Raw genomic sequence first — 14,952 nt, forward strand, 5'->3', positions numbered from 1 at the left:
GTGGTTATTCTGCCCAGCCCCAGCCTTCGTTTTGATCAATGGCGTGGATCTCCTGCGCAATCCGTTCAAAATCCGATTCATCCACATTCTTTTGAAAATGACGAAGCCCATGGATGATCTTCCATTGCACAAACTGGTGCAATTTCCTCCTCTGCCGTCAAAATACAGTAGTAGGCTCTATCTTCCGTATTCCAAAGGATCGGGATATGAGATGTTCCCTGGTCTGGACATCCTGCGCCTCTCTTTTTAGTATACCATTCGGCAAAAGTATGGTAACATTCCCTAATGTGCCTTTATAAAGGTTGTTTTTCGACAAAAAAAGCTGGACAGGTTATTGCTCCCGTGGTATCCTAAAAAAAATGCGTTCTGACCAGGTTGTTGCACCGGGTGGGTTCATGGGAACGATGCGTCTTGCCCGGCGGGTAAGACGCTTTTTTTGCGGCCATTTTCCCGCCTGCTGCCAGGGTGGCCGCTCCAATTACCGCCCATATATCCATTCAAAATAAAGGGGAGATTACAAATGGAAAACACAACCCATTCCGCCGGTAAGCTCTGTATTCTGGGCATCCAGCACGTCTTCGCAATGTTTGGCGCTACGGTATTGGTTCCGCTGCTCACCGGACTGGATACCTCGGTAGCGCTTTTTTGCGCCGGCGTGGGCACCATCATCTTTCACCTGTTTACCGGCCGGAAGGTGCCGGTATTTTTAGGCTCCAGCTTCGCCTTTATCGGTGCCATCCAGGTGACGGCCTCCATGATGTCCGGCGGGGCGGCCATCGGCACCGCTGAGTACATGGTGGGACTCCGCTACGCCTGCGGCGGCATCATCGTGGCTGGCGGCCTCTACGTGGTTCTGGCCCTTTTAGTGATGGTCTTCGGCGCCGACAAGATTCGCTCCTTCTTTCCCCCGGTGGTCACCGGCCCCGTCATCATCATCATTGGCATGATGCTGGCCCCTACCGCCATCAACAGCATCATCCTCAAGGACGGCGTAGCGCTGATGGGTTCCGCTCTGTGGGTCAACTGGGCCATCGCCGCCATTACCATCGGCACCATGTTCGTGGTCTCCATCTACATGAAAGGCTTCTTTAAGATGGTACCCATTCTCTTTGGCATCGCGGTGGGATATCTGGCCGCCGTCATCTTCAATGCCTGCGGCTTCCCGGTGGTGGATTTTACCCCCGTAGCAGAAGCTCCCTGGGTCTCCGCTCCCAAGTTCTTCCTGCCCCTCTTTGATTGGCGGGCCATCGCGCTGATCGCCCCCATTGCCATCGTCACCTTTGTGGAGCACATCGGTGACATCAGCGCCAACAGCGCCGTTGTAGGCAAGGACTTCTTCCAGGATCCCGGCCTCCACCGCACTCTATTGGGCGATGGCGTAGCCACCATGTTCGCCGGCTGCATTGGCGGTCCCGCCAATACCACCTATTCCGAAAACACCGGCGTGCTTGCCGCCACCCGCAACTACAACCCCCTGACCCTTGAAATTGCCGCGGTGTTTGCCATCTGCCTCTCCTTCTTCAGCAAGTTCGGCGGATTCTTGAGCACCCTGCCCGGCGCCGTCATGGGGGGCATCAGCATCATCCTCTTCGGTATGATCTCCGCAGTGGGCCTTCGGACTCTGGTGGAAAACCAGGTGGACTTCAAAGACAGCCGGAATCTAATGATCGTGGCCGTCATGCTGGTTTTAGGCCTGGGCGGCGCCGTGATCCAGGTCAGCGAGCAGGTGGCCATCTCGGGTTATTCCCTGGCCGCCATCATCGGCATTATCCTCAACAAGCTCCTGCCCGAGAGGATCGAAAAGAAGGATTAACTCCTTTTTTACAACACGCACAGAAAGAGCGGGAGCATGTTCCTCCCGCTCTTTTTTCTTGACGGTTTTCTCCCAGTTCACGGGAAGATGCGCGTTTCCCCGCGGCAAAACCAGTCCATCCAATTCCTCCCAACGAGCTATGGCTACATTTTTTTATTTGCCATTTTCTAGTCTTCCGGTCTGTGATAGAATGGAAGCAACAGGAAAGAAAAAAGGAGGAATGTTCCATGACAATCCGGGATGCCATTGAAGGGCGCAGGAGTATCCGCAAGTACAAAAGGCAGAGCATTCGCCGGGAGGTCCTCTACGACGTCCTTTGGTCCGGCATGCTGGCTCCCAACGCCAACAACAGCCAGGATTGGTTCTTTATCTCCATTGAAGAACGCGCGCGCATCGAGTCTCTGGAAGACGCCATCAAGGAATATATGGCCCAGAGCAGTAATCCCTCCACCGTAGCCAATTCCAAGCAGGACGACTACCATCCTCTGTTTGAGGCGCCCGCCGTGATCCTCGTCTGCGGCAAGACCGACAATCGCTGGAGCGATGTGGACTGCGCTCTAGCCGCTGGCAACATCTCCCTGGCCGCCCTGGACCGGAACCTGGGCAGCTGCATTGTGGGCTTCCCCGGCACGCTGTACCGAGACGATGCATACCGCCATCATTTCGACGGATACGCCATCCCCGAGGGGTTCGAGGTAAAATTCGCCATGACCCTGGGATATCCCGACGAGTCCCCCGCTCCCCGGCCCCGGGATGTGCGGAAGATCGTCTACTACGATTGAGAAAGGATTCCTACGCCATGCCTGATATTATGGAGGCCATTGAAGGCCGCCGCAGCATCCGCAAATACAAGGACCAGCAGATTTCCCGGGAAGCGCTGGATGCCATCCTCCGGGCTGGAATGCTGGCCCCCAGCGCCAGCAACAAGCAGCCCTGGCACTTTATCGCCATCCAGGACCAGGCGCTCATCGCGGAACTCAATGACGCCATCCTCCGGGCCATGGGCAAAAACAGCAACGCATATGTATCCGCCATGGCCGCCCGGGAGCGGTACGCCCCCCTGTTCCATGCCCCTACGGTGATCCTGGTGTGCGGGGTGGAGAACAGCAGCTGGAGCCATTGTGATTGCGCTTTGGCCGCTCAGAACATGGCTCTGGCCGCCTATGGCATGGGCATCGGAAGCTGTATGGTGGGGTTTGCCCTGAACCTTTATGGGGATCATGCGGGAGATCAATCCGCCCTATTGGCAAAACTTCGGATTCCCCAGGGGTACCGCATGCACTACGCTTTCTGCTTTGGCTATCCTGATGAGACGCCGCCGGCACGGCCTCGGGATTACGATAAGGTCACCTATATCGGTTGAGGAGCGCCTATGGATCCCAGATATGAGATGGAGCACACGGTGCTTCCCAGCCTATTGTTTCAGCAAACCCAGGATCTGATCGCAGTGGCAGGGGCCCATGGCGCACGGTTCTTCTCGGACTCCTACCGGGCCTATTTCAATGGCCAGGGGATGGACTGTCCCTACGGAGAAGAGGCGTTCTCCCTATGCCGGAAGGAGGGAACGGAAGCCGCCGTCTGGATCCTTAGGCTGCCCCAGCCCCAGAGCCCCGGCCACTGCCGGACCATTTTTATGGGGTTTCGCGCCGATGGCGCCGCGCAGGATTTCTGCGCCGAGGAGTTGGGAGCAGACGGTATCTTCTACCTGCTGCGCATCGACGGTGAGGACCGGCGGGTGATCCTGGGCCCCGCCCAGGATGTGATAGAACGAGTGCCAGACCTGATGCAGACAGCCCTTTGCCAGCAAGGGGAATGATCCACATGGCACAAAAGAAAAAGGAGAGAGCGCTTGCTCTCTCCTTTTTGCATACAAGTTGGGGTCGGCTTAGAACAGATCGTCGTCGGAGTCGGGCTCTTCAAACTTGGCCATCTCGGCGTTGACGTATTTGATCTCCTCTTTGGCCATGGCGATGGACTCCATGATATAGTCCACGGTGACCTCCTCCTCAAAGCACAGAGCGATTTGAAGGGCCATGGGCAGGTTGGTGCCGGTGATCAGATGGAACTTGCGCTGGGGCACATAGTTCATGAACATCTGGTTCACGCTGCCAGCCATCAGGTCGGTCATAACGATGAGCTCATCCTCTTCCGGGAGGTTGTTGAAAAACTCTTCGATGACGGGTTTGGGGTTGGGAACCTCGGTAAAGCAGTTGATAACGGTGATGTTATCGGTGTTGCCGGCCAGGATGCCCAGGGAGTCTTTGATGCCAGCCGCCATGCTGGCGTGGGTCGCGATCAAGATCTGTCTAGCCATTGTCGTGAAATCCTCCTAAGTCAAAGATGATTGCTGGCTGCGGTATCATAACCAACATAGTCCTGCAAATGCAATTATGCTTTAGTATACCAGCCCCACCCGGAAATGGGCAAGAAAAATCTGGTGAAAAAGGCTGTATCGAATGGTTTTTTTCCTTTTTAAACGCTTTTCTCTCCCCAAACCCACCGGCAATCGTTGCAGGAATTGTATCTTTGATATATCATATATCATATATCATTATGGTTATTGTTTTAGAGCCCCGGGATCCCGGAGGGGAGCTGCCCGTTTTCCCGTAAATCCTTCTATTCTGAGGTTTTTTTGTGAAAGCAACAGGCTTTTGTTGTCTTGTTATCTGGAAATACACATGATATAATCAAACCATTCATCCGAAGATTTTCTTTTTTTGCTTTTCCAACATTTGAAAGGATGATCCCATGTTTGAGCTTGTTAACCGTTTGCTGCACCAGGCGGATCTTTCCGTGGCAAAGACCATGGACAAATCCATGTCCCATGGCCTCCTGCGGCATTACCGCGAGATTCCCAACATGCGCCTGGAGGAGATCGCCCGGGAGTGCTTTGTTTCTCCCGCTACCCTGAGCCGGTTCTGTTCCAAGGTGGACCATGTCAACTACAGCAGGCTTAGCCGGGCCGCTCGGGAGGACGTGGAATACTTTGACGAAATCAGCCAGGAGTTTGTGGAGTCCATCAAGGACAATGAAGGCATCACCGCCGATGGCGTCGCCATGGGCACCCTGGAGAACCTTACCAACGCCATGAGCGCCCTGCGGGACAGCGTGGACTACGACCAGGTGGTCACCGTTGCCCAGCGGCTCCACGATTCCGACCTCAGCATGATCATCATGCACAAGGCCCACCGGGCTGTGGTCACCGATTTCCAGCTGAACATGACCCTTCTGGGCAAGCCGGTGTTCTGTACCAGCAGCACCGCTCCCGACATCTCCCCCATCAGCCGGAACCGCTCCTATGTGCTGCTGATCCCCATTTACATCGATCACTTCATCGGCAACGCCCTTACCGAATCCTTAAAGGATTTGATGGCAAGCCTGGAGGACACCGGCAACCTGCGGGTGGTGTACTTTAGCATGCATCCCGAGCGGCTGGATTTAAAGGAGTACGAGTGCTGCTTCCCCCTGCCCCATCCCACCGAGCCCCTGCCCTTCCCCTCTTTGGTGGGAAAACAGCTTTTGCAGTCGGTGCTGGATATGGTGTATTATTCCTACTTTTATATCGACGCCATGGAAAAGGCCAAATAAATCCGGTTTTCCCTCTGGAATGCCGAAAATACGGCAGTTTCTTATTGCATTGATTAGGTTAAAGTGCTAAAATAACCCCATACTTTCCGGGGGTGGCCCGGATCCATACGTGTTACGGTTGATACGGTGTTACGGTCTTGTGTGGAAGTGCGGCGGTTATACGCGGTTGCATAGTTGCATATTGTTTGAGATTAAAGAGGAACAATGGCGTTCTTTCCCACACGAAGAAGTCTGCCATGTTCTTTTTTAATATAACGGATGATTTTATCTGCTAAATTGGAGGAATTGACTATGAAGAAAACCCTGGCAATCCTGATGGCCGTGGCCATGCTTGGCCTCTTGGCCGTGGGCTGCGGCGGCGACTCCGGCAACGGCGGCGCTTCCGATCCCGGCGCCGGCGATTCCCTCTTCGTTGGCTGCCTGGCCCCCCTCACCGGCGAGGTATCCGCATATGGCGTTACCACCAAACAGGGCGCCGAGCTGGCTTTTGAGGAGATCAATGCCAATGGCGGCGTGAAGGGCAAACAGCTGACCTATGAGTTCATCGACGAGAAGGGGGACTCCATGGAGGCCGTCAACGCCTATAACCTGTTGGTGGACAAGAACATGGTGGTCCTTTTAGGCGACGTTACCAGCAAGCCCACCATCGCTGTGGCCGAGCTTACCGCCGAGGACGGCATGCCCATGATCACCGCTACCGCCACCCACCCCGATGTGACCAAGAAGGGGACAAACGTGGTTCGCGCTTGCTTCCTGGATCCTTATCAGGGGCAGATCATGGCCCAGTTCGCCGCGGAGAACCTTTCCGCCAAGACTGCCGCCATCATCTACAACACCTCGGACGACTATTCCAGCGGACTGAAGGATTCCTTCACCCAGTATGCCGCCGATAAGGGCCTCACCATCGTTGCCACCGAGGGCTATGGCTCCGATGACAAGGACTTCAAGACCCAGCTTACCAAGATCACCAGCGAGAACCCCGACGTGATCTTCGTTCCCGAGTACTACCAGAAATCCGCTCTGATCGCAACCCAGGCCCGTGAAATCGGCTATGACAAGCCCCTTCTGGGCGTAGACGGCTGGGACGGCATCCTGGGCGTGCTGGACGAGGCCAACTATGGCGTGGTGGAAAACTGCTACTTCAGCAACCACTATTCCACCGACGACGAGACCCCCGTGGTCGCCAACTTCATCAAGAACTACACCGAAAAGTACAACGAGCCTCCCACCGCCTTTGCCGCTCTGGGCTATGACGCCGTTTACATGCTGAAGGCCGCCCTGGAGAATGCCGCTTCCTTCTCCCATGAGGATGTGATCAAGGCGCTAAAAGCCGTGGAAATCGATGGCGTTACCGGCCACATCACCCTGGACGAGGAGGGCAACCCCATCAAGAGCGTTTCCATCATCGTCATCAAGGACGGGAAATACACCCTGAATACCAAGATCGAGCCGTAAGCGCGAAGAGACTCAATCTGTAACCACCGGCACTTTGCGAAGCGGGGCTCATGAAATGACGCCCTGCTTCGCCATGTGTACGGGAATCCCCATGGCTGAGAACCCGTTTCCTTTTCCTTGGGAGATTCGCTCCCCTTTTTCGGACTACTATCCGCGCGCTATTGATTTATCATTGATTCTTAGCCTAAGAATTGGAGTCGGTATCCATGTTAGACTTATTGAAACAGCTCATAAACGGGCTGCAGGTGGGCAGCATCTACGCCCTGGTGGCCTTAGGATACACCATGGTGTACGGCATCGTGAAGCTCATCAACTTTGCCCATGGCGACATCATCATGGTGGGATCCTACGTCTGCCTGATGGCCATTCCCATCCTCAGCGCCGCCGGCCTGCCCCTTTGGCTCTGTGCCGTGGGCGCCGCCCTTTTCTGCGCCATCCTGGGCGTGGTGATCGAACGGGTAGCCTACAAACCCCTGCGGAATTCCCCCCGTATTTCAGCGCTGATCACCGCCATTGGCGTCAGCCTTTTGCTGCAGAACGTCTTTATGCTGTTGTTCACCGCTACCCCCAAGCCCTTCCCCGCCATCTTTACAGGCGGGAACGTGACCCTGGGCGGCGGTTTTACCGTCAGCTTCATTACCCTGCTCACCATCCTGGTGGCTGTGGTGCTGATGGTTCTTCTACAGCTCTTCATCAAGCGGACGAAAATCGGCAAGGGCATGCGGGCGGTTTCTGAGGACGCCGGGGCGGCCCAGCTCATGGGCATCAGCGTCAATACCACCATTTCCGTCACCTTTGCCATCGGCTCCGCTCTTGCGGCGGTGGCCGCGGTGCTGTACTCCTCCGCCTATCCCATGATCGACCCCTATATGGGCTCCTTTCTGGGCATCAAGGCCTTTGTGGCCGCGGTGCTGGGAGGCATCGGCTCCATCCCCGGCGCTATGGTAGGCGGACTTGCCATGGGCGTGGTAGAAAGCCTGACCAAAGCCTATATCAGTTCCCAGATGGCCGACGCCGTCGTGTTTTTGATCCTCATCGTGGTGCTGCTGGTCAAACCCACCGGCATCATGGGCAAGAACATCGGCGAGAAAGTGTGAGGTGTTCGCGATGAAAAAACATACCCTTGCATCCTATCTGGTGAACTTCGTGGCGGCCGCCGCCGTCTATATCCTCATCACGGCCCTGATGAACGGGGGCGTGATCTCCCGCCAATACCAAGGCGTGCTGGTCTTTGCCTGCATCAACTGCATTCTGGCGGTTAGCCTAAACCTCACCACCGGCTTCCTGGGGGAGATCGCCCTGGGCCATGCCGGATTCATGTCTATCGGCGCCTATACCGGGGCCCTCATCACCAAGGCGGATCTTCTGCCCGGCACTCCCGGCCTGCTTCTAGGCATGCTGGCGGGCGGCCTGGTAGCCGTGATCTTCGCTCTGTTCATCGGCCTCCCGGTTCTGCGGCTAAAGGGGGACTACCTGGCCATCGTTACCCTGGGGTTTGGGGAGATCATCCGGGTCATTGTGGAAGCCCTGCCCTTTACCGGCGGCGCCAAAGGCCTCACCGGTATCCCCCGGCTGACCAACTTTACCATCGCCTACTGGGTTATGGTAGCAGTGATCGCCATTCTGTTTGCCTTTATCCGCTCCCGGCATGGACGTGCCATTATCGCCATCAGCCAGGACGATATCGCCTCTGAGGCGGCGGGCATCCCCAATACCTACTATAAGACCCTTGCCTTTACCATCGCCGCCTTTTTTGCGGGGGTGGCAGGCTGCCTGTTTGCCAACTATATGGGCATCCTGGGCGCCAAAACCTTTAATTTCCTAAAGAGCATCGATATCCTGGTCATCGTGGTGCTGGGCGGTATGGGCAGCTTTACCGGGTCCATTGTGGCGGCCTTTGGCCTCACCCTTCTTCCCGAGCTGCTTCGGGGGTTTGACCAATACCGCATGTTGGTCTACTCCATCGCTCTGATCCTCATGATGATGTTCCGTCCCTCCGGCCTCATGGGGGGCTATGAGTTCTCTCTGACCCGGCTGATTTACAAGCTGAAGCCCAAGCGGAAGGAGGCCACAAAATGAGCAAATCCCTTTTGACCGCCCAGGACCTCACCGTCCAGTTTGGCGGCCTCGTTGCGGTGGATGGATTCTCCTTGGACCTTCAGGAGAACCAGCTTCAAGGCCTCATCGGCCCCAACGGCGCCGGCAAGACCACCGTTTTTAACCTCCTTACCGGGGTATATAAGCCCACCCGGGGCACCATCACCCTGGATGGCAAGGAGATCGCTGGGCTAAAGCACCACCGCATCGTCAAGATGGGGGTGGCGAGAACCTTTCAGAACATCCGGCTGTTCAAGGGGATGTCGGTGTTGGATAACGTCCGCACCGCCTACGACCATAACCTGCACTATTCCGTGGCCAGCTCCATCCTACGGCTGCCCTCCTACTGGAAGCAGGAGGAGGAGGCCACCCGGGAGGCTATGGAGCTGCTCCGAGTGTTTGGCTTGGCGGGGCTTGCCACCAGCCGGGCCGATAACCTGCCCTATGGCCAGCAGCGGAAGCTGGAGATCGCCCGTGCCCTGGCCACCCGTCCCCGGGTGCTGCTGCTGGACGAACCCGCCGCAGGCATGAATCCCACCGAAACCCAGGAGCTTATGGAAACCATCCGCACGGTGCGGGAACGGTTCCAGATCTCCATCCTTTTGATCGACCACGACATGAGCCTCATCATGGGCATCTGTGAGGCCATCTCAGTGCTGGACCACGGGGTACTCATCGCCCATGGAACGCCCGAGGAGATCGCCCAGAACCCCGATGTCATCGCCGCCTATCTGGGGGATGACGAGACCTTTACGGAGGTGCAGGACGCATGATGCTGGAGATCAAGGACCTACATGTGAAATACGGCGCCATCCATGCCATCCAAGGGGTAAGCCTGGGGGTGGACGAGGGTGAGGTGGTATCCCTCATCGGGGCCAACGGCGCCGGAAAAACCACCATCCTGCACACCATCTCGGGGCTGGTAAAGGCCGCCAGCGGTTCCATTGAGCTGCTGGGCACCAACCTGTTAAAAACCAATCCCAGCGCCATGATTCGGCTGGGCCTGGCCCATGTGCCCGAGGGCCGACGCATTTTCGCCAGCATGACGGTGGATGAGAATCTGGAGATGGGCGCCTTTGTGCGCAAGGACCGGGATGCCGTTCGGGAGGAGATCCGCGAGATCTATGAGCGGTTTCCCCGGCTCATGGAGCGCAGAAACCAAATCGCGGGGACGCTCTCCGGCGGGGAACAGCAGATGCTGGCCATCGGCCGGGCTCTCATGGGGCGGCCCAAGCTCCTTTTGATGGACGAACCCAGTATGGGGCTGGCGCCCATCTTGGTGCGGGAGATCTTTAAAATCATCCAGGAGTTAAAAGCCAGCGGTATGACGGTTCTGCTCATCGAGCAGAACGCCCGGCTGGCCCTGTCCATCGCCGACCGCGCCTATGTGCTGGAGACCGGCCGCATCGTCATGGAGGGCAACGCCCAAGAGCTTTTGGAGAACGATCAGGTCCGTAAAGCATACCTGGGGGCGTAGGCGGGGAACCCCCGCCGGTATGTTGCAACCGCTTTCGCGGTTGCGGGGGTCCTTAGCCAGCGCTTTTTCCTTGGCCGCTTTAGCCTCCAATCGCATCACTTTTCCATGGTGAGGCACCGGGTACCACCCGGTGGGCGGTCCCATTTTGCAACCGCTTCGCGGCTGCGGGGTTAGGGTGGCGCACAAAGCGCGGCGGGGCTCCAGGCTCTACCTGGCTGCTCTGCGTTTGCAGAGCAGTTTTCCTTTTTATCTAAGGGGATCTTATGAAATTACAAAACAAGGCCCTCTGGGCCGACGCCGCCATTCTATTGACCGCTATCATCTGGGGCAGCGCCTTTGTGGTGCTGAAAAGCGCTCTGGACTACGTCACGCCCATCTATTTGATGGCCTTCCGGTTTTCCCTGGCCGCCCTGGGTATGGGATTGATCTTCCATAAGCGTTTGGCCAAGGTAGATAAGGCCACCCTTTGCCGGGGATCTGTCCTGGGCGTAGCGCTGGCCTTGGGCTATGGAATCCAAACGGTGGGGCTTCAGTACACCACCGCCGGGAAAAATGCATTTTTAACCTCCGTCTATGTGGTGTTGGTCCCCTTTCTGTACTGGGTGTTCTACCGCAAGCGGCCCACCGCCTATAACCTGGCTGCCGCCGTTCTCTGCCTCTTGGGGGTAGGTTTTCTCTCCCTGGGGGAGGGATTTACCATGGGGCTGGGAGACGCCCTGTCCCTCCTGTGCGGCGTCTTTTATGGGGTGCACATCGTGTTGCTGAGCCGGTATGCCCAAAACAGTGATAATTTTTCCCTGACCACCATCCAGTTTGGCGTGGCAGCGGTGCTGTTTTGGATCTACGCTGGACTTTTCGAGCCCTTCCCCAGAGAGCTGGGCTGGCCCGCGGTGGGGGGGATTCTGTATGTAACCGTGTTCAGCACCATGGTGGCCCTATCCCTCCAGACCATTGGGCAGAAATACACCTCCGCCTCCCATGCCTCCATCCTCATGAGCACCGAGGCCCTTTTCGGTACCCTCTTTGGCATTCTGATCCTGGGAGAGCGTTTTACCGCCCAGACAGCTTTGGGCTGCGGGTTGATCTTTTTGGCGGTGCTGACCAGCGAAACCGAGTGGTCTTTTTTCCGGCGCAAGCCCAGCGACCCTCTGCCCCCTCCTTTTGACGAATGAACGGAAATCCCATATAATGGAGGGTAAATCCCTGATAAGGAACGAGAACATGACCAGAGTCGAACGGTATTTTTCCGACAACAACATCCCCCTCACCCCCATCTATCTGGATGAGAGCAGCGCTACGGTGGAGCTGGCGGCCGCCGCCCTGCACACCGAGCCCGCCCGCATCGCCAAGACCCTTGCCTTCCGTCTGCCGGACCGGGCCATTGTAGTGGTGGCCGCCGGTACCTCCAAGGTGGATAACCGGAAGTTCAAGGAGCGGTTTGGCGCCAAGGCCCAGATGCTGAAACGGGAGGAGACAGAGGCCGTTACCGGGTATCCCCCCGGAGGCGTATGCCCCTTTGGCTTAAATCCCGGGGTGGAGGTATATCTGGATTCCTCCCTTATGGCCTTTCACCACGTCTACCCCGCAGCCGGTACGCCTAGTTCAGCGGTGCTGGTCAACACCCGCTACCTGGCGGAATACACCGGCGGCACCTGGGTGGACGTCTGCAAAACCCCAGAGGAGATTTAAGCATGAGCGGCAGCACCGGTTTGATGACGGGTAACTTCAACAGCACCAATGGCAAAGATCATCTTGTCTACGGGTATATCCTGCCCCAGGATGGGCCGGTGCGGGGTATTGTACAGATTTCCCATGGCATGGCCGAGCACTTCGGACGGTATACCGACTTCGCCCGCTACTTGGCGGGCGAGGGCATCGCGGTATATGGCCATGACCACCTGAGCCACGGCCTTTCGGCGGATACCGACCGGGATCTGGGTTACTTTGGCGAGACCGGGCCGGACGTTTTGGTGGAGGATCTCCACGAGATGACCCGGATCATCAAATCCGCACACCCCGGCGTGCCCCTGTTCCTCTTTGGCCACAGCATGGGCTCCCTCGTTGCCCGAGCCTATATCGCCCGTTACGGCCAACAGATCGATGGCGTGGTGCTGTCCGGCAGCCCCTATAAAAACCCTGCCGCCTCCTTGGGCATTTTTCTGGCTCAGACCCTGGCAAAGCTCAAGGGCAAGCGCCACCGCAGCCCCATACTGGAACGTCTGGCCTTTGGCAGCTATAACAAGCGCATCAAAAACGTGATCTCGCCCCATGACTGGCTCAGCCGGGACCGGGACATGGTCGCCCGGTACGATCAGGACCCCCTTTGCGGGTTTAACTTCACCCTCTGGGGATACCGGGATCTCTTTACCCTGCTGCGGCAGGTGTCCGCCAAGAGCTGGACCGAGGGCATCCGCACCGATCTGCCGGTGCTGCTTTTGTCGGGAGACGGGGACCCGGTGGGGGGATATGGAAAGGTGCTCCCCTTTTTAGAGCACGCCCTTTTGGACCACGGCCTCACCGACGTTACGGTACAGTGTTATCCCGGAGGACGCCATGAGATGCTCAACGAAACCAATCGGGCCCAGGTCTACGCAGACATTCTCCATTGGCTGAAGGAGCGCCTGCCAACGCCCCAAAACGCACCCGTGGAGGAGACTCCATGATTACGCATCTTCTCTGGGATTGGAACGGGACTCTGCTGGACGACCTGGACGTAAGCCTCAAAGTGCTGAATACCATGCTAACCCGCCACGGACTGCGTCCCATCGACCGAGAGGGTTACCGGGAGGTCTTTTGCTTTCCCATCCACGACTATTATCAAAGGGTGGGCTTTGATTTCACAAAAACCCCGTATAGCCAGCTTGCGGAAGAATACTGGGAGCTATATGATCCCCTGGCCCGTACCGCTCCCCTGATGGACGGAGCCCAAGAAGTGCTGCAGGCGTTGTCTGAGGAGGGTTTTACACAGATGATCCTGTCCGCCTCGGAGCGGGATCACCTGCGGTCGGTGGTCATGCATTTTGGGATCGAAGGCTATTTCGCCCAAGTGCTGGGCCTCCATGACACCCATGCTGTCAGCAAGGTGGAGCTGGGCCGGCAATGGATGGAAAAGAGCGGTGTCCCGCCCAATCAGGTGCTGTTCGTGGGGGATACCGCCCATGACCAGGAAACCGCCCGCCGCATGGGGGTTTCCTGCGTGCTAATCCCTCAAGGCCATTACAGCCTTGACCGTTTGAAGCCCCTGGGCTGCCCAATTTTGCCCAATATTCGAGCGCTTCCCGCCTATTTGGCTCAGCGGGGCGATTTCACCCCCGCCATGTTACAGCAATTCTCTCGTGGAAAGGAGTCGTTATCATGATTATCAGCGTACCCAAAGAGATCAAACCCCAGGAGGACCGGGTTTCCCTAACCCCCGCCGGCGTTCAAACCCTAACCCAGCTGGGACATACCGTCTACGTCCAGGAGGGAGCCGGCGTTGCCAGCGGCTTTTCCGATGAAGAATACATCCGCATGGGAGCCCAGATTCTATCCAACCCCCGAGAGCTTTACCTGCGGGGGGATATGGTGGTTAAGGTAAAGGAGCCCCTGCCAGCGGAATACGGCTATCTGCGGCCGGGTTTGGTTCTCTTTACCTATCTGCACCTGGCCCCCGAGCCCGGTTTGACCAAAGCGCTGTTGGACCATCAGGTTACCGGCATCGCCTATGAGACCGTCCAGACCGATCAGGGGCATCTGCCCCTTCTGGTACCCATGAGCGAGGTTGCCGGGCGTATGTCCGTACAGGTAGGCGCCCACCTGCTGGAGCACATGAACGGCGGCCGCGGCGTTCTCCTGGGCGGCGTTCCGGGCGTGGAACCCGCCAATGTCACCATCATCGGCGGTGGCAATGTGGGCACCGGCGCCGCCAAGGTGGCAGCCGGCATGGGCGCCCGGGTAACGGTGGTGGAGCTGAACAACCAGCGGCTCACCTACTTGGACGATCTCTTCGGCAACCAGGTGGTAACCCTCATGTCCAACAGCTATAACATCGCCAAAGCGGTAAAGGAGTCCGACTTGGTCATCGGCGCGGTGCTTCTGCCGGGAGCCAAAACCCCGGTGCTGGTCACCGAGGAGATGGTCAAGACCATGCGGCCGGGCAGCGTCATCGTGGACGTGGCCATCGATCAGGGGGGATGCATCGAGACGGCGGACACCGTCACCACCCACGAGAATCCCTATTATGTGCGGCATGGGGTGCTCCATTATTCCGTGGCCAATATGCCGGGCGCGGTGCCCCGCACCTCCACCTTCGCCCTCACCAATGCCACCCTGCCTTATGTGATCCGGTTGGCTCAGCTGGGTGCCGAGGGCGCCATGCAGGCCGATCCTGCCCTGCTTCGGGGGCTTAACACCTACAAGGGGCAGGTCACCTATCAGGCAGTGGCTGAGGCCCAGGGGCTTCCCTACACCCCCGCCCGGGAACTCCTCTAGGCAGGCTGAGTCCTGCACCCCTGTTACGGCCACTACGTGGCCGCCAGCATAC

The 14,952-nt window shown here is 57.5% G+C and carries 17 protein-coding genes; 15 read left to right on the forward strand and 2 right to left on the reverse strand.

Features of this window, described 5'->3' with window-relative positions:
- Positions 1 to 4: 4 nt before the first annotated feature.
- Entirely contained in the window at positions 5 to 142 is a 138-nt protein-coding gene (locus KP626_RS06370; protein WP_395975911.1) for a hypothetical protein, read from the reverse strand.
- A gap of 378 nt (positions 143 to 520) precedes the next feature.
- Here KP626_RS06370 and KP626_RS06375 point away from each other — a divergent pair, with 378 nt between their 5' ends.
- From KP626_RS06375 to KP626_RS06390, 4 genes are all read left to right on the forward strand, one after another.
- Positions 521 to 1,813: a uracil-xanthine permease family protein gene (locus KP626_RS06375; protein WP_395975913.1), complete on the forward strand. Its 1,293-nt coding sequence runs from the start codon at positions 521 to 523 to the stop codon at positions 1,811 to 1,813.
- A 227-nt stretch (positions 1,814 to 2,040) separates the two neighbouring features.
- On the forward strand, positions 2,041 to 2,595 hold the full coding sequence (locus KP626_RS06380) for a nitroreductase family protein (protein WP_395975915.1): 555 nt from the start codon (positions 2,041 to 2,043) through the stop codon (positions 2,593 to 2,595).
- Positions 2,596 to 2,612: 17 nt separating this feature from the next.
- Entirely contained in the window at positions 2,613 to 3,176 is a 564-nt protein-coding gene (locus KP626_RS06385) for a nitroreductase family protein (protein ID WP_395975917.1), read from the forward strand.
- Positions 3,177 to 3,185: 9 nt separating this feature from the next.
- Entirely contained in the window at positions 3,186 to 3,629 is a 444-nt protein-coding gene (locus KP626_RS06390) for a hypothetical protein (RefSeq protein ID WP_395975919.1), read from the forward strand.
- 69 nt (positions 3,630 to 3,698) lie between these two features.
- Here the strand turns inward: KP626_RS06390 and KP626_RS06395 are convergent, their stop codons facing one another.
- On the reverse strand, positions 3,699 to 4,127 hold the full coding sequence (locus KP626_RS06395) for a PTS sugar transporter subunit IIA (protein WP_395975921.1): 429 nt from the start codon (positions 4,125 to 4,127) through the stop codon (positions 3,699 to 3,701).
- Positions 4,128 to 4,561: 434 nt separating this feature from the next.
- Here KP626_RS06395 and KP626_RS06400 point away from each other — a divergent pair, with 434 nt between their 5' ends.
- The 11 genes from KP626_RS06400 to ald all read left to right on the forward strand — a co-directional run bounded on the left by KP626_RS06400 (position 4,562) and on the right by ald (position 14,900).
- Positions 4,562 to 5,401, forward strand: coding sequence for a MurR/RpiR family transcriptional regulator (locus KP626_RS06400; protein ID WP_395975923.1), 840 nt, complete (start codon positions 4,562 to 4,564; stop codon positions 5,399 to 5,401).
- 291 nt (positions 5,402 to 5,692) lie between these two features.
- Complete coding sequence (locus KP626_RS06405) at positions 5,693 to 6,856, forward strand: ABC transporter substrate-binding protein (protein ID WP_395975925.1); 1,164 nt, start codon at positions 5,693 to 5,695, stop codon at positions 6,854 to 6,856.
- Between the two features lie 206 nt (positions 6,857 to 7,062).
- Positions 7,063 to 7,953, forward strand: a complete 891-nt coding sequence (locus KP626_RS06410) for a branched-chain amino acid ABC transporter permease (RefSeq protein WP_395975927.1) — start codon at positions 7,063 to 7,065, stop codon at positions 7,951 to 7,953.
- A 10-nt stretch (positions 7,954 to 7,963) separates the two neighbouring features.
- Positions 7,964 to 8,935: a branched-chain amino acid ABC transporter permease gene (locus KP626_RS06415; protein WP_395975929.1), complete on the forward strand. Its 972-nt coding sequence runs from the start codon at positions 7,964 to 7,966 to the stop codon at positions 8,933 to 8,935.
- On the forward strand, positions 8,932 to 9,726 hold the full coding sequence (locus tag KP626_RS06420) for an ABC transporter ATP-binding protein (protein ID WP_395975931.1): 795 nt from the start codon (positions 8,932 to 8,934) through the stop codon (positions 9,724 to 9,726). The genes KP626_RS06415 and KP626_RS06420 overlap by 4 nt, the downstream gene beginning before the upstream one ends.
- Positions 9,726 to 10,430: an ABC transporter ATP-binding protein gene (locus KP626_RS06425; protein WP_395978977.1), complete on the forward strand. Its 705-nt coding sequence runs from the start codon at positions 9,726 to 9,728 to the stop codon at positions 10,428 to 10,430. The genes KP626_RS06420 and KP626_RS06425 overlap by 1 nt, the downstream gene beginning before the upstream one ends.
- Before the next feature lie 263 nt (positions 10,431 to 10,693).
- Entirely contained in the window at positions 10,694 to 11,602 is a 909-nt protein-coding gene (locus KP626_RS06430; protein ID WP_395975933.1) for a DMT family transporter, read from the forward strand.
- Positions 11,603 to 11,651: 49 nt separating this feature from the next.
- Positions 11,652 to 12,119 carry a YbaK/EbsC family protein gene (locus KP626_RS06435; protein WP_395975935.1) on the forward strand — a complete coding sequence of 156 codons (468 nt, stop codon included), beginning with the start codon at positions 11,652 to 11,654 and terminating at the stop codon, positions 12,117 to 12,119.
- Between the two features lie 2 nt (positions 12,120 to 12,121).
- Positions 12,122 to 13,093: a lysophospholipase gene (locus KP626_RS06440; RefSeq protein ID WP_395975937.1), complete on the forward strand. Its 972-nt coding sequence runs from the start codon at positions 12,122 to 12,124 to the stop codon at positions 13,091 to 13,093.
- Positions 13,090 to 13,788, forward strand: coding sequence for an HAD family hydrolase (locus KP626_RS06445; RefSeq protein ID WP_395975939.1), 699 nt, complete (start codon positions 13,090 to 13,092; stop codon positions 13,786 to 13,788). The genes KP626_RS06440 and KP626_RS06445 overlap by 4 nt, the downstream gene beginning before the upstream one ends.
- Positions 13,785 to 14,900: an alanine dehydrogenase gene (gene ald / locus KP626_RS06450; protein WP_395975941.1), complete on the forward strand. Its 1,116-nt coding sequence runs from the start codon at positions 13,785 to 13,787 to the stop codon at positions 14,898 to 14,900. The genes KP626_RS06445 and ald overlap by 4 nt, the downstream gene beginning before the upstream one ends.
- Positions 14,901 to 14,952: the final 52 nt, after the last annotated feature.

The sequence above is a fragment of the Christensenella sp. MSJ-20 genome (genome assembly GCF_044357945.1).
In the GTDB taxonomy this organism is placed as follows: Bacteria; Bacillota; Clostridia; order Christensenellales; family QAND01; genus QAND01.